The organism is Paenibacillus sp. FSL M7-0656 (genome assembly GCF_038003225.1).
Lineage (GTDB): Bacteria > Bacillota > Bacilli > Paenibacillales > Paenibacillaceae > Paenibacillus > Paenibacillus amylolyticus.
The window spans coordinates 4,036,624-4,051,066 of sequence record NZ_JBBOOT010000001.1; the positions used below are offsets into that span (position 1 = coordinate 4,036,624).

Annotated in this window: 12 protein-coding genes; 1 reads left to right on the forward strand and 11 read right to left on the reverse strand. The window is 46.0% G+C overall.

The genetic code is table 11. The annotated features are described in order from the left end of the window. Positions 1–199: 199 nt before the first annotated feature. The gene (locus MHI01_RS17855) at positions 200–652 is read left to right on the forward strand and encodes a hypothetical protein (RefSeq protein WP_282319733.1); all 453 of its coding nucleotides are present in this window, start codon (positions 200–202) and stop codon (positions 650–652) included. Positions 653–798: 146 nt separating this feature from the next. On the opposite strand, the gene MHI01_RS17860 is transcribed toward MHI01_RS17855, so the two are convergent. From MHI01_RS17860 to hisA, 11 genes are all read right to left on the reverse strand, one after another. Continuing rightward, on the reverse strand, positions 799–2,550 hold the full coding sequence (locus MHI01_RS17860) for a hypothetical protein (RefSeq protein ID WP_340983775.1): 1,752 nt from the start codon (positions 2,548–2,550) through the stop codon (positions 799–801). Positions 2,551–2,805: 255 nt separating this feature from the next. Next, the gene (locus MHI01_RS17865) at positions 2,806–3,756 is read right to left on the reverse strand and encodes a sugar phosphate isomerase/epimerase family protein (RefSeq protein WP_127546534.1); all 951 of its coding nucleotides are present in this window, start codon (positions 3,754–3,756) and stop codon (positions 2,806–2,808) included. Between the two features lie 59 nt (positions 3,757–3,815). After that, on the reverse strand, positions 3,816–4,688 hold the full coding sequence (locus MHI01_RS17870; RefSeq protein WP_074092962.1) for a carbohydrate ABC transporter permease: 873 nt from the start codon (positions 4,686–4,688) through the stop codon (positions 3,816–3,818). 75 nt (positions 4,689–4,763) lie between these two features. Beyond that, a complete protein-coding gene (locus tag MHI01_RS17875; protein WP_074092961.1) occupies positions 4,764–5,660 on the reverse strand; it encodes an ABC transporter permease in 897 nt (298 codons plus the stop codon). A gap of 102 nt (positions 5,661–5,762) precedes the next feature. Further along, a complete protein-coding gene (locus MHI01_RS17880; protein WP_074092960.1) occupies positions 5,763–7,349 on the reverse strand; it encodes an extracellular solute-binding protein in 1,587 nt (528 codons plus the stop codon). 425 nt (positions 7,350–7,774) lie between these two features. Continuing rightward, positions 7,775–9,883 (reverse strand): AraC family transcriptional regulator, encoded by a 2,109-nt coding sequence (locus tag MHI01_RS17885; RefSeq protein ID WP_340983776.1) that lies wholly within the window; start codon positions 9,881–9,883, stop codon positions 7,775–7,777. A 404-nt stretch (positions 9,884–10,287) separates the two neighbouring features. Further along, complete coding sequence (locus MHI01_RS17890) at positions 10,288–11,235, reverse strand: ribose-phosphate diphosphokinase (protein ID WP_036616184.1); 948 nt, start codon at positions 11,233–11,235, stop codon at positions 10,288–10,290. Positions 11,236–11,315: 80 nt separating this feature from the next. After that, positions 11,316–12,140: a histidinol-phosphatase HisJ gene (gene hisJ / locus MHI01_RS17895; RefSeq protein ID WP_127546310.1), complete on the reverse strand. Its 825-nt coding sequence runs from the start codon at positions 12,138–12,140 to the stop codon at positions 11,316–11,318. Positions 12,141–12,152: 12 nt separating this feature from the next. Then, positions 12,153–12,887 carry a bifunctional phosphoribosyl-AMP cyclohydrolase/phosphoribosyl-ATP diphosphatase HisIE gene (gene hisIE, locus MHI01_RS17900; RefSeq protein WP_127546306.1) on the reverse strand — a complete coding sequence of 245 codons (735 nt, stop codon included), beginning with the start codon at positions 12,885–12,887 and terminating at the stop codon, positions 12,153–12,155. Continuing rightward, positions 12,880–13,641 (reverse strand): imidazole glycerol phosphate synthase subunit HisF, encoded by a 762-nt coding sequence (gene hisF, locus MHI01_RS17905; protein WP_338589869.1) that lies wholly within the window; start codon positions 13,639–13,641, stop codon positions 12,880–12,882. The genes hisIE and hisF overlap by 8 nt, the downstream gene beginning before the upstream one ends. Before the next feature lie 30 nt (positions 13,642–13,671). Then, positions 13,672–14,406 carry a 1-(5-phosphoribosyl)-5-[(5-phosphoribosylamino)methylideneamino]imidazole-4-carboxamide isomerase gene (hisA, locus tag MHI01_RS17910; RefSeq protein ID WP_047841450.1) on the reverse strand — a complete coding sequence of 245 codons (735 nt, stop codon included), beginning with the start codon at positions 14,404–14,406 and terminating at the stop codon, positions 13,672–13,674. Between the last annotated feature and the right edge of the window lie 37 nt (positions 14,407–14,443).

Sequence of the window (14,443 nt, forward strand, 5' to 3'; positions counted from 1 at the left end):
CTATTCTTGTCGGTTACGCGGCATCTAACTGGATTCGGTCCGGTTATAATAATACGAGTGTAGTCTATGGTATTATTATCCTTATCGTCCTTTTTAGTGGTTTATCTCCATTAAAAATTAAACAACGTATATTAGCTCTGACGGTCAGCCTCTTTTTCGCGTATGTAATAAAAAATAAATATTTTAAGGGGATGTTATATTGAGGATCTCAAAGATAAAACCACTTATATTCATCTTAATATGCTTGTTTGCTTTGAATGGATGTTCAAAAGATATAGAAAACATAGAAAATAAGTTCACATTAGAGGATGTACTGAGCGCGCTCAAGTCTCAAGAACTGGATTTAGTGTCCTTTGGTATCACCGGGTATCCTTTGAAATTAAATGATGTTGTACCTGAGGTGTACTCCGTTGAAGTGCCCGTGGAAGAAGAACCATATAGCCCTGAATTTATACATTTTTATATTTTCAATTCAGAAAAGGGTCGCATCAACGGGACAAAAGAATTCAATAAACACATGGAAAGCGCCCAATTTACAACATTCCCTTTTCTATATGAGAAAGGAAATGTTTTTATCGTTTACTGGAGCAAAACCAAAGATGATCCTCTGTTCACTAAACCAATCGAAACTGCGTTAGAGCAACTGAAATGATCATAGTTCATACATTACTGGACTGAGCTGGACAGTGGGAATATCATTTTAGAACGTTAATTGCAGTCATTCGTCGTTCGTAAAAAAAGAAGACCGAGCATTTGGGCTCGGTCTTCTAACTATTATGGCTTAAATATTTAATAAATCTAGATCTTCGACGCTATCGAAGGAGAAAGTGAAATTTGAATGGTTTTATCAAACGGCGTCATGAAATTGACCAGCACAACCTTACACTTGTCCGGCAGTTTTGCCTCACGTACCGTTGCCGCCAGATGCCCCAGCTCGCCTCCGGTGATCTCCAGCCAGTCTTCTCCGCAGGTATAGCGTAATGTACCGCTTTTCCACAAATAGTGACCCTCACTCGTTTCAATCGCGTCCTCACAGGTCAGTTCACCTTCGCTTCCGAATACAAAGGATAACTGCATCATAATGTCCTCCGGTTCCTGTCCAGATAGATGCATGTTCCATCCGTTTTCCGTTGGCTGTAATTCTGCTCCTACACGGAATGTCTGCTCATGAGTAAGCTGACGACTCTGATGAGGTAACAAATACCATGGACTTATATCTGATGCAGCCGATTCTGGCAGCAGGTTCGCAGGGATTGGGCCGTAATAACCTTTTTTCTGCTCACCAGTTAGTCGATAGCCTTCGGACAGCCTCGTCATTTGCTGCATAGGTACATACCCTGGATTAAAGTAAGAGGCCAGTTGCACAGCCAGCAGGCGCACCTTGCCATGACGAAGCGCGAAGAAAGAAGGAACTTCTGTCATCACAGTCACACTTGTAGCACCATCCCGAATTCGGGCTACCGGAGCACCAAAATCCGTATGCATCCGACTGTGCGAAATACGACCGTGATGCCCTACTGCGTCCATCTGCTCCAGATATTCTCCCCGTACAAAATGTTCATTCAGCATGACCTCATACTGTTCCGGTAATGCATCACGTGTGTCATTGGTCTGTTGAAGCTCCGGCTCAAGCATTAATCGAATGAGCGTATTCACCGAACATACTCCCGGATCTGTCAATGTATCTCCAGCCCAGGCTGCCATACCGGCTAAGAGTGGATCACCGTCCAGCCGAGCCAAAATGGCATAAGGCAGATAATAAGGTGACAGATCATGAACACTGCCCAGATCCTGTCGCCCTGAATAATCCGTAACAATTTCACCCGTTGGATGGACCAGATACACCATCATGCGGAGATTAAGCCTCACTGGTTCCAGCAGTTCAGGACGATTGAGCAGGCGCGCAGCATGAATTAACATGATGTCGCTAACTGCGCTGTATATCCCATTGCTCCGTTCTGTCCACTCCCCATCAGGTGTAATATCCATGCCTTCATCCATCCACTGCTCTGCGCGCTGCACAGCTTCCTCCAGATCAAATATTTCATGCAGGAAACCAAGCGCCGCGCATAGCACCCAGCGATGATTGGGCGTATGACAACCTCCCGTAAGCATGGTTGGGATTGTCCGTTCCAGAAACAGCCTCATATTGTTCAATACAGGTTGAAGCGGCTCCCATTCTTGCTGCTGAAGAAGCTGATACAACTGTGAATACCCTACAACGACAAATGCAGTATCTGGAGGGGAATGGTAATTGGTCCAGCCAGGCGATATTGAACCGTCTTCATGCTGGAAGCGGAGTACAAATTCCGTAGCTAACAGCAGTCGACTTAACAACGATTCATCCCGGTAATAGATAGAGTCCGGATTGGAGAGCGCAGCTCCCCAGTAACACATATCCGTGGGCGTTCCAGTCGTATGGTTGACCCAGGCAACACCTGTGAAGGGATCAATTGTCCCTCCATAGTAACGGCTTTCCGGGTCAAGCATCTGCCGGGATATGCCTCTTTCTACCGCTCTGTCATTACTGTCCACCAGTTGTTTGTACATGTGCAGTCCCCTCCATACCAATGCATTCTCCCGATGTGCGGAGTATGTTGCTTCAGTGCCTTCAATTCAGACCGGAAGCCTACTCATACCGCCCGTAGGTGAGTTCATTTTTCTCGTCAGTATATATCATATTTCTACAAAAGTCGCCAGAAAATCTGTGCTTGTTTTACTAAATACTCATGTGTCTCCGTCACTGAGGAAACAGTCGTTGAACACAGGCTGTGAACATGCAAACTGTTCCCCACTTCACCGCGCCTACTCTGTCACTCCAAGCTTCTTCATTAGCAAGTCATGACTCTCATGAATCTCTTCTGCCTTACAGGCAGACTTCAACTCATACACCTTCACCTGTGCGCGACGAATCATCGGCAGATAGGCATCATAGAAGTTCATATCCTTACTGTGTACATACGGGCACCAGTGATCCGAGAGACCAAGTGTCTCATGGATATGGACCCCTACGATATCATCCATCAGGCCTTGCATTTCTCCCACACTGTCATAAAGGCCCATTCGGTCCATCATGATGGCATGACCGGTATCGTACCAGATACCAACCGGAGCCCCTTTGAGGGCCGTGATGATGGTCTTGGCTTCGGCAAGGGTAGGAATCTGTTGTGGTCGGGATCTTGTCTCGATGCCAAAACGAACATCCAGACCTTTAGCTGCCGCCCGATTGCATACCTCATCCAGACTGGCGATAATTTTCTCCACATACCCTGAACTGAGGGCTTCCCGCCGCTCCATCAATTCAGCCCATTTACTGCGATACTTCGGTGAGTCCGGACCTTCCTCGTTATAGATCTTTCCAAGGTCTTTGCTGATATCCTCAGGAAAAGGTACCTCTCCCGGGTGTACAACAACAGCTTCTCCCCCATAACGTTGGGCATATTCAGCCGACTCTACCAGCAATTCGATCGCCCGCTTACGTTTCACTTCATCTTCGAAGCCGAGCAAGATGGAATCCGTACCGTAGTCTGGATCAGGGTCATGTGGAAAGGTGTTGTGGACACTAGAAATTCCGATCTCTCCACGCTCAATCATGGGCTCAATCGTCGTGAGCATCTCCTTCGTCACATTATAATTGAGCTCCACCCGACGAAAGCCGAGATCCGCAATCTCCCGAATCATATCTTCCCCTATGGGATGTTTCCTGATGTTCCAACATGTCGAGAATGAGTATTCGCCCTTGTCTTCTCCCTGCATATTCATTTCCTTCTCCTTCCCCTGATATCAGTTCTTGTGTGTACGGGGATCACCCAACATTATCCTTTAACCGCTCCCAGCATCGCACCGCTGACGAAATACTTTTGCAACCATGGATATACCAGTAGGATAGGTACTGTTGCGAACACGACCGTTGCAGCCTTAAGACTCTCTGGAGTTAATCTGGTCCGGTTGGCACCTTCCATTAATGTAAGCTCACTAACCATGTTGTTCTGTACCATTTGATAGAGCTTTAGTTGAAGTGGATATAGCTTCGGATCCGTGATGTACATCAGGGAATCCTGAAAACCATTCCAGCGTCCAACCGCATAGAACAAACTGAGTGTAGCGATTACTGGCATGGATAATGGCAGAATAATTTTAAAGAGCGTGTGTACATGTGAGCTTCCGTCGATCTCAGCCGATTCTTCTAAGCTCTCCGGTATCCCACGGAAGAAGGAGATCAGGATAATCAAGTTAAACGGACTCACTAATCCTGGTAGAATCAAAGCCCAAACGGAATTCAGCAAATGCAGGTCACGAATCAGCAAATATTCGGGAATAATCCCTCCGCTGAAGAACATGGTGATGATGATGACGTACATAAACATTTTGCGACCTTTTAATTTTTTCTTCGTGAGCGGGTACGCTGCAGCAATGGTAAACAACATGCACAGCGCTGTCGTAGCTATCGTAAGAACCGTGGTGAAGCCTAGTGAATAGATCATGGAATGATCCGAAAATACTTGCCCATATGCATCCCAGTTAAATTCCTTTGGGAAGATGGTTACTTCACCTGATGTAATGGCCCGGTTCGAACTTAGCGATATCGCAATCGTGTGCAGAAACGGAGCAAGACAGAATATAACAAATAAGGTGATAAAGGAGACATTGACAATATCAAAAATCCGGTTCGAGGTGCGGTCACTCATCTGCGCACAACTCCTTTACTGATGGTCTATACGTTCAACAAACCAAATGTAACAAATTTTATTATTTTCCTAAAATTATAGTATTCCTTCACCGGTTGTTTTCTTCGAGATATAGTTTGAGCCGAGTACAAAGATCAATCCGACAACAGCCTGGAATAAGCCGACAACCGTTGCAAGTGTATACTGTCCAGACTGTATACCCATTCTGTATACAAAGGTACTGAGTACATCGGAATATTCACGAACAGCCGTATTACCAATAACATAAGGCCGGTCAAAACCGATGCTGACCATATTTCCGAGATTAAGGATAAGCAAGGTTACAATGGTTGGTTTAATACTTGGCAGTGTAATATGCCAGATTCTCTTCAGCCGCGTTGCACCATCAATCTCAGCTGCTTCGAACAATTCCTTGTTAACGCCGGTTAATGCAGCCAGATATAGAATGGTTCCCCACCCAGCACTTTGCCACACACCTGTGAACAGGTAAGTAACAAGCCAAGGGTTTTTCTCTGTCAAAAACGGAATTGAATTTAGGCCCATACTTTCCAGAATACCGTTTACCATACCGGATTGATTACCAAACAATTGGTATACAATTCCCCCGATGATAACCCAGGAGATAAAGTGAGGAATGTACAAAATGGTCTGTGAAATTTTCTTAAACCATTTAAACCTTACCTCATAGAGCATAATGGCCAGAATGATTGGAGCAGGGAATGAAACGATCAGATCAAGAAAATTCAGCATAAATGTGTTACGTAGCGTAGTGTAGAAGTCCGGCATTGCAAATACCTCGCGAAAAGCATCAAAACCGATCCATTCACTACCGTTAATACCTTGAAACAGGTTAAAGTCTTTAAAAGCGATCTGCACACCGTACATTGGTCCGTATCGGAAAATGATAAAATAAATAAGGGGTAGTGAAATTAGCGCATACAGTTGCCAGTATCTCTTCAAGTATGTGGTCATGTCTCTCTCTCCTCCTCACAAACGAAGAAACGCTATGCCGCCATCCAAGAGACGGCACAGGCTTCATCGAAACACTTCAATTTACACACATTTTGTTCAAACTTATTGTTCAGCAGCTTCCAATTCTTTTTTCAGCTCTGTTCCACCCAAGGACATGTAGTCAGCCATTTCTTTTTCAAATACAGCATCGAATTCTTCAGGTTTTGCCATCGCTGTTTTTACGATAATAACGTCCAATTTATCTGTCAGTGCTGTGCTATACTTCATCTCTGTCTGAATTGGCTTGCTGAAGACAATTGGTCCAACAGTATCTGTGTTTGCAACTTCAAGTGCTTTTTTCAAAATTTCCTGATTCGCTGGAGGGAATCCCATGATCCAAGCTTTTTCATTTTGTGCTTGATCACCAAGGTTTTTACCGTTCGAAATAATTGCGGTATCTCCTGCATTGAACAGACGATCTTTTGCTTCTTGAGTAGCGTCTGCTTTAGCAACCGGAATGCCGTCTACCAGATCATAGTTCTCGCCTTCCACACCATCATAAATGGCAGTGAGGTTTTTATCGGAAGCCATCCAATCCAGATATTTAATTGCTTCTGCCGCACGTTCGCTGCTCTTCGGAATCATGATGTACATACCATTCGAACCATAACGAGACTTGATATGTTTTCCATCAGCATTCGCATTGGTGTATGCATCGAGCGGAGCCAAGTTGCTGTCCGGTTTGTTTGTTTTCAACAGATCATAAGATCCATCTGGCCAGAAAATAGAGTCCACATCTTCAGAGAAGAAACCAGTATTTCCATTTGCAACGTCTTTGTTTAACTGGGTTTTATCCTTATCCAAGCTGAAATCCTTACTGATCAATCCTTCGTTGTATAGCTTGTTCAAGAACTGCATGGATTCTTTGAATCCTTCATGCAGAGGCAGTTCATAGCGTTGAGCATAAGTCTTATCACCAGCGATTGGCTTAATGAAAGAATAGATGAGTGGTTCATAGGAAGCTGGTGCAAGCGCAAAACCCATAGGAATGTTTTGACTTCCCACATTGCCAGGATCTTTTTCTTTAAAAGCTTTCACTGTGTTATACAACTCATCTGTTGTTTGAGGTGCTGGCATTCCCAGCTTATCTAACCAATCTTGACGAATGAAGGAGCTGTACCGCGCTGTAATCGCACGTTTACCCGGTATAGCAAACTGCTGTCCCTCCACTTGACCAAACTTTAATGTATCTTCGCCCAAAAACTTTTTCAGATTCGGTCCATACTGATTAATCAGATCACCTACATCTGTCAACCCGCCTTGTTGTGCATAGCGGTAAAACACGCTGGAGTCATAAACGAAGACAATATCCGGAACATCCGAAGCACTAGCCATCAGGACATTCAGCTTGGTTACTTCCTCAGAACGTTGAACAGGTACGAACTGTACGTCAATGTTGTTCGGATCACCAAAGTTCTTTTGAATCATTTGAGAGATAAAGTTATTTGAGATCGTGTACTGAGAAGGTGTTTTACCACGGTCGAAAAGCTCCACCTTTAATGTGACGCGTTTTCCATCGCCAGATGCCCCACCTTCTGCTGATTTGTTATCAGCAGATGAGCACCCCGCAAGTAGTGAGACGCCCATTACTGCTGTAAGCGCCAAACCCATCAACTTCTTTAGACTCCCTTTTCTTGTCATTCCGTTCATCCCCTTTGGCTTTGCGTGAATGTTTTTGAAGCTTGCTCTGAGTATTCCACATCTCTCGTCTTTCTTACAATAAACTAGTTTCGTAAGCGTTTACATACGGATTATGGTTTATACACTCTGATTATTATCGCAGACTGACTATTTTCCAACCCCTTGCTGCTAAAGGCTTTAGTGCTAGTCTGCCCCCTCTGACACAGAACACTCTGCTCATATTCGGATAAACCATTTTCACATACTGCTTATATTCGTAAATAGAAAAAAGTGGGAATATCCTTGTAATCTCGCACACAAGTAGTTACTTCCCTTTCAGTTTATAACTGAATAATACAAACAGGGTGAATCCCAGACTGTCCGCTCTCTCAGTGAAGAGCGACTGCCTAAAACTCACCCTGTATTTACTTAAGCCATGAACATCTATATTCTTGTCATTCTTCGAGATCAAGGTGTTCACGTTTCAAACGACGATAATCCCCTGGTGTAATACCCATCACCCGTTTAAACACACGGCCTAAAGTAATCCCGTTCGCGTATCCTACTTTCAAAGCAATGTCCTGCAAGGAATGATCCGTTTTTAACAGAAGCTGTTCGGCCTCCTTCATGCGAAGCTCTGTAACAAAATCAACAAACTTCATGTTGAATTCGGTCTTAAACAAATAACTCGCATGTTTGCCCGTAATCTGAAATCGATCACTCAGATGTTTCAATGAAAGATCTGGATTAGCAAACTGTTCTTCAATATAGGCTTTCATTTCGTTAACCATTGCTTTGTAACTCTTGGTTTCAGTGACCGCCACATAGGTTCTGAACAGATCCGTCAGATTATCAAACAGAAGGCCTTTGATATCCTCAAGTGTCTCTGCCTCTTCCATCAACTTGAGCCACTTGTTAATGTTCTCTTCTGACAGCTCTTCTTGCAGCTTCTCTGACATCATTGCGACTTCTCTACTGAGCATCTGTAACATCGCCTGGATGAGAGAGCGAATCTCGTCATCTGGCAGTTTATTTCGCTCAAATGCTGTGAAAATCTCTTCCAGTTGATCACGCCACTGAACACTCGACATGCGGAATCGTTTAACAAAGTCGGCAATCATCTGCAGGTAAGTGTAAGTATCCAGCAAAGGATGCTGATGCTCTCCGCACTCGGCTTGCCCCACGTCACCATTCATCAAAAGCTTGCGTTGCATTACCGTCTCGGCTGCTGCATAGGAATCCCGAATCGATCCTATGCCTTCAGCAATAGGCCCAATACCAAAGCTAAGGGAAATACGCAGATTCTGTTCCACCCAAGATTGACATTCCTCTGCCACAATGCGAATCTGCCCTGACATATCCGAGCTGTTACTGTCACTATCTTCTTTGGACAGAAAGAGTATCGCTACTCGATCTGCGCTGATCCATTCAGCCCAGCACTGCACTCCCATATTACGTGATAGTTCCTGCAGAACGTTCATCAAAGCAAACTTCAGCGTATTTTGTTCACCTCTCGTAAACCGTTCCTGGAACCCCTTTTCATACTTGTTGATTTCTCCAACCACAACGGCAAAACGGGACGAGTCATGCACTTCATCAAAAGGAGACAGATCCTTCAATTGCTCTGAAACTTGATCCATATGTTCCCCAAGCAGTAAGGCATTAAACAGCCTGCTGCGTTGTAAAAGTGCGTTCTCTCTGCTCTTCTTATCATAGTCCATCATATGATTGATCAGATTCTCAAGAACACCATCAATCATCTTCATCTCATCGGTCCGAGTGCCTGAGTTTTCCAACGCACGGATTTGATGAGCTTCAATCCGGTTCATGATAATCTGAATAGGCTTATAGTTACGACGAGTAATATAGACTATATAAACGATGGCACAGATAACAGTCACCATTCCAATTACAATCCACACGTAGGAAACTACGGATACCCAGCCAAACAAGTTGCCCGCCTTAATTCCACTGGACAGGGTCCAGCCCAATCTGTCTAGCGGTAAATGGTTTAGCTCCTTTCCATTTACTGCGCCTTCATAATCGGAATGGGCATTATACACAATCTTGCCCTCACGATCCGTAATCGTCAGAAAGGAAAGTTGCCCATTAACCATACTATCCACACTTTGCTCAATACTGCTCATCTTGATATTAATGACCAGTGTACCCTCGGAGCCAAAAGGTAAAGGCATGCCCTTATTCACTGTCAGTACCCGTACGGGTTGCTGAAAGTCCACCTCGATTTCCCGGACTGGTTGCCAGCCCGACCCGATTGGCCCGTTAACAATCCGATCAATCCACACCTTATCCGAGAAGCTGTCCGATTCTCTGGAGCCACTTACTGTCAAAACTCTGTCGTTTCTCTTGTCGTAGATATAGATGGATTGAATCCATGAAGAAGAACTGGACAGTTCGCGCAAATTCTGTGCAATTGAATAGACCGTGTCCGAGCTCGTCTGGACGGTGTTATTAAAATAAAGCTTGTAAGCTTGTGTATTCTGTACTGTTTCGGTCACAGATAGCTCAATATCCCGGATCGTACGATCCAGTGTAGACTCCAAGTAACTGGAGGAGATCCGATCTGCCTTTCTGGTCTCTTCCCTAGAGACGTCATTTATGAAAACAAATGCGATAAAAATAAGGATTGTCATGGTAAAAAAGAAAATAGGGAAATACGAAAACAACAGTCGATAATACCAAGTACGCGACAATAGACCCCACTCCTCACTCCACGATGCCAATGTTCTCAGCCGTGGTTCTACTGTTCAGCATCCATCTCACCTTAGGGGCTGAATACTATATGATAACGCTATCATAACTGATTTTATGTTATTATAGCACAAGCCTCTGAGCAACAAAGCAAGAATTGAATTCAAAGAGCAAAAACAAAAAAACCGTGCTGAGCAGACAACAACTCAGACACGGAACAGTTCATCTGGCAACACAACGTTATATCCTCGATGCTCTATATGCCAGAATCTTTAAACAATGTGGCCATGGAGCCACCATCCACAATAATGCGTACGGCGCGGGCCAGCATTGGCGCAACAGGTAACACTTTGAAGCATTCAGGGTGGTCATCTGGCAGTGCGATCGAGTCCGTAACGACCACCTCTTCAATTGACGGGTGATTCAATTTACTTACTGCCCCATCCGAGAACAATCCGTGTGTTGCACATACATATACATTTTTGGAGCCACGTTCCTTCAACCCTTCCACAACATTCAGAATGGTTGTTCCAGTGTCGATCAGATCCTCAATAATAATAGGTGTCCGTCCTTCTACATCACCAATGACATGGGTAATCACCGATTCATTATGGCTTGGACGTTTCTTGATCATAATGGCAAATGGAGAATCCAGACGGTTCGCCAGCTTCTCTGCCATCGATGCTCGTCCCGCATCCGGGGAGACGACAACAGGGTTCTCGATTCCTTTGCTTAACAGATAATCACTAATCAGATCCAGTGATGTCATATGGTCAACCGGAATGTTGAAGAATCCCTGAATGGCCGCTGCGTGCAGGTCGATCGTTACCACTCGATTGGCGCCAGCCGTAGTTAATACATCTGCTACCATCTTGGCCGAGATCGGTTCCCGAGGTGCGGATTTGCGCTCTTGACGAGCATAGCCGTAATACGGAACAATGATGTTCACAGTGCGCGCTGAAGCCCTCTTTGCGGCATCAATCATCACCAACAGCTCGACAAACAGCTCATTAATCGGATGAGACAACGACTGTACCAGAAACACATCACAATTACGGATCGTTTCTTCATAATGAACGTATATTTCTCCGCTCTTGAACCTGGACAGCTTGATCTTGCCCAGTTGTACACCCAGCTTGTCACATACCTGTTCTGCCAGCTTAGGGTTCGATGAACCGGAAAAAATACGTAACGAATGCTGCATAATGCCCTCCTGAGGGTTGAAATCCCTATATAATCCCTTATCTAAAAGGTTATTTCCTACCCTCATTATACTCTAATGGCTTATACATTTAAAGGAATGAACGAGCGATGACGGCCTTCAAAAACAGCGACTTCCGTACAGCCCAACTCATGTAAAAGTGCTTCAGCTTCAGGCAAATAATCGCCCAGCTTCATTGGGTCATGTGCATCAGAGCCCATGGTTAATGGAATACTCAAGCGAATGGCTTCCGTCAACATTCTGCGACTAGGGAACATCTCGGCACAAGGCTTCGATAACCCGGAAGCATTCAGTTCCATGGCGCAGCCACTTTTGGCAATAGCCTGCAACGCTGCGTTCTCCAGTGAGATACGTTCTTCTGTTTGCTCTGTTGAAGGAACAAAACCGAAGCGTTTAATGACATCCGTATGGCCCATAATATCGTACATGCCCGTGGCGGCTGCCTTGCTTACGGCATCGTAGTACTGACGATATACTTCAAGGATGTCTTTGCCCTCCCAGTGATGGGTCTGGCGGAAATCCGTAATGTCCCATTCCCCAAGAAAATGCACAGAGCCAATCACATAATCCCATGGATAACGCTCAATGATCGCACGGATCTCTGTTTCCCAGCCTTCGATATAGTCACCTTCCAGACCAACACGTACGTCAATCTGCCCACGGTAACGTTCTTTCAGGGAGAAACACTCCTCTACGTAACGCGGCAGTTCATCCATAGGCATCGCCATTTCCGGATAATATTGAGCCGGATCGACATGCAACAAGGGCATGTGATCGGACAATCCAATCTGGGATAGTCCGATCTCCACACCACGCTGCACGTACTCTTCCAGTTTGCCCACGGCATGTCCACACCGCTCATGGTGTGTATGATAGTCTATACGCACGAAACTCGCCTCCTAATCGCGGCGAGGCCGTTCATGACGGCGGCTCAGCTCTGACATAATGTCGTCCAGTGGTAGCTTGCGCTCTTGTAACAGGACCAGCAGGTGATACATCAGGTCACTGACTTCCAGACGAAGCTCGTCATTATCTTTATTTTTGGCGGCGATGATCGTCTCGGACGCTTCTTCACCGATTTTTTTCAGTATTTTGTCTACACCTTTATCAAACAGATACGTTGTATATGCACCCTCAGGACGCTCACGTTCACGCTCTGCAATAACGGATTCCAGTTCAGCCAATACCTCAAAGCGACTTTCGGAACCGGAACTTGCAGAAGCAGATGCCGCACCCGCTTCATCCGAAGCCTTGTCTGCCGATTTCTCTGGCAAACCAATGATTTCATTATGGAAACAAGTTACCGCCCCTGTATGGCAAGCCGGACCGTTCGGTTTCACCTCAACCAACAAGGTATCGCCGTCACAATCATATTTTAGGGAAGTAATCGTCTGCACGTTGCCAGATGTTGCCCCTTTATGCCACAACTCCTGACGCGAGCGTGACCAGAACCAGGTCTCACCGGATTCCAGCGACAACTTCAGGGATTCGCGATTCATATAAGCCATCATTAAAACTTCACGAGTATCTACATCCTGCACAATGGCAGGAACCAAACCGTCACTCCAACGAATGTGTTCCACAACCTGTTCCAAGGATAACTGTTCCTTGATTTCATCGCTCACTTTAGTCACGGATCTCCACCCCTTGTTCTCTCAAATGTTGTTTTAACGCCGGTACGGCGATTTCTTTGTAATGGAAAATCGTTGCGGCCAGCCCTGCGTCCGCTTTGCCTGTGGTAAATACATCATAGAAATGAGATTCTTTGCCCGCACCGCCCGATGCGATGACTGGAATACGCACAGATTCGGATACTGCTGCCGTCAGCTTCAGATCAAAGCCGTCTTTTGTTCCGTCCGCGTCCATACTTGTGAGCAGAATCTCTCCCGCGCCCAAGCTCTCAGCCTGTTTAACCCATTCCAACGCCTTGATCCCGGAGGGTTTCCGTCCACCATGGGTATAGACTTCCCACTCGCCCCAAGCTTCGTTAAACTTGGCATCAATCGCTACCACGATGCACTGCGAGCCAAAGCGACGTGCACCATCTGCGATCAACTGCGGATTAAGTACCGCGGCTGTATTCACTGCAATTTTATCCGCACCTGCACGGAGAATCCGCTTCATGTCCTCCACCTTGGAGATGCCACCACCTACCGTAAAGGGAATAGCGATCTCGCCCGCCGTCTGCCGTACGACTTCTTCCATCGTTTCGCGACCTTCTACCGAAGCGGAGATATCGAGAAACACCAATTCGTCCGCGCCCTCGCGGTCATATAGTGCCGCCAGCTCTACCGGATCACCCGCATCGCGGAGATTAACGAAGTTGACGCCTTTGACGACCCGGCCGTCCTTCACGTCCAGACAGGGGATGATTCTTTTTGCCAGCATGCTACCTCTTCCTCTCTATCCGAATATCCCTTACTTATTGACCGCACGTACTGCTTCAGACAGATCGATGCTTCCCGTATACAGTGCTTTACCCACAATTGCTCCACCAACACCATCATCCGCGTGGCGACTCAGACGAAGCAAATCATCCATTACACTTACACCGCCAGAAGCAATAACCGTCCGTCCGCTTGCCTTGGCTAGAGACACAATCGCTTCTACGTTAGGACCCTGCATCATGCCATCACGGGATATATCCGTAAAGATAAACGTTTCTGCGCCATATGCCGCCAGTTCCTTCGCGAGCACCTCTGCCTGTACTTCCGATGTTTCAAGCCATCCGCGGGTTGCCACGTAACCATTACGAGCGTCGATGCCAATTGCCACTTTGTCGCCGTAACGTCCCAGTACTTCCTCTGTAAAAGCACGATCCTCAATCGCTGCTGTTCCAATGATCAGCCGGCTAACACCCAGACCCAGCAAACGTTCTACATCCGCTACCGTACGAAGTCCGCCGCCCACCTGAACAGGTACGTTCACAGCCGAGGCAATCCGCCCGATCAGCTCATCGTTAACAGGGTGCCCTGCTTTCGCACCATCCAGATCCACCAGATGAACGTATGTACCGCCTTGCTTCTCCCAGGATAGAGCCACTTGAACCGGGTCATCGTTATACACGGTCTCCTGATTATAATCTCCCTGCACCAGTCTTACACATTTGCCGTCCCGGATATCAATCGCCGGATATAGGATAAAAGATGACATACAAGGCCTCCTGAATATGAATTAGATTTGTACGCTT

Coding starts and splice junctions, on each gene's coding strand:
- MHI01_RS17860 (WP_340983775.1), bottom strand. CDS start 2,550: ATGTACAAACAACTGGTGGACAGTAATGACAGAGCGGTAGAAAGAGGC.
- MHI01_RS17865 (WP_127546534.1), bottom strand. CDS start 3,756: ATGCAGGGAGAAGACAAGGGCGAATACTCATTCTCGACATGTTGGAAC.
- MHI01_RS17870 (WP_074092962.1), bottom strand. CDS start 4,688: ATGAGTGACCGCACCTCGAACCGGATTTTTGATATTGTCAATGTCTCC.
- MHI01_RS17875 (WP_074092961.1), bottom strand. CDS start 5,660: ATGACCACATACTTGAAGAGATACTGGCAACTGTATGCGCTAATTTCA.
- MHI01_RS17880 (WP_074092960.1), bottom strand. CDS start 7,349: ATGAACGGAATGACAAGAAAAGGGAGTCTAAAGAAGTTGATGGGTTTG.
- MHI01_RS17890 (WP_036616184.1), bottom strand. CDS start 11,235: ATGCAGCATTCGTTACGTATTTTTTCCGGTTCATCGAACCCTAAGCTG.
- hisF (WP_338589869.1), bottom strand. CDS start 13,641: ATGCTGGCAAAAAGAATCATCCCCTGTCTGGACGTGAAGGACGGCCGG.
- hisA (WP_047841450.1), bottom strand. CDS start 14,406: ATGTCATCTTTTATCCTATATCCGGCGATTGATATCCGGGACGGCAAA.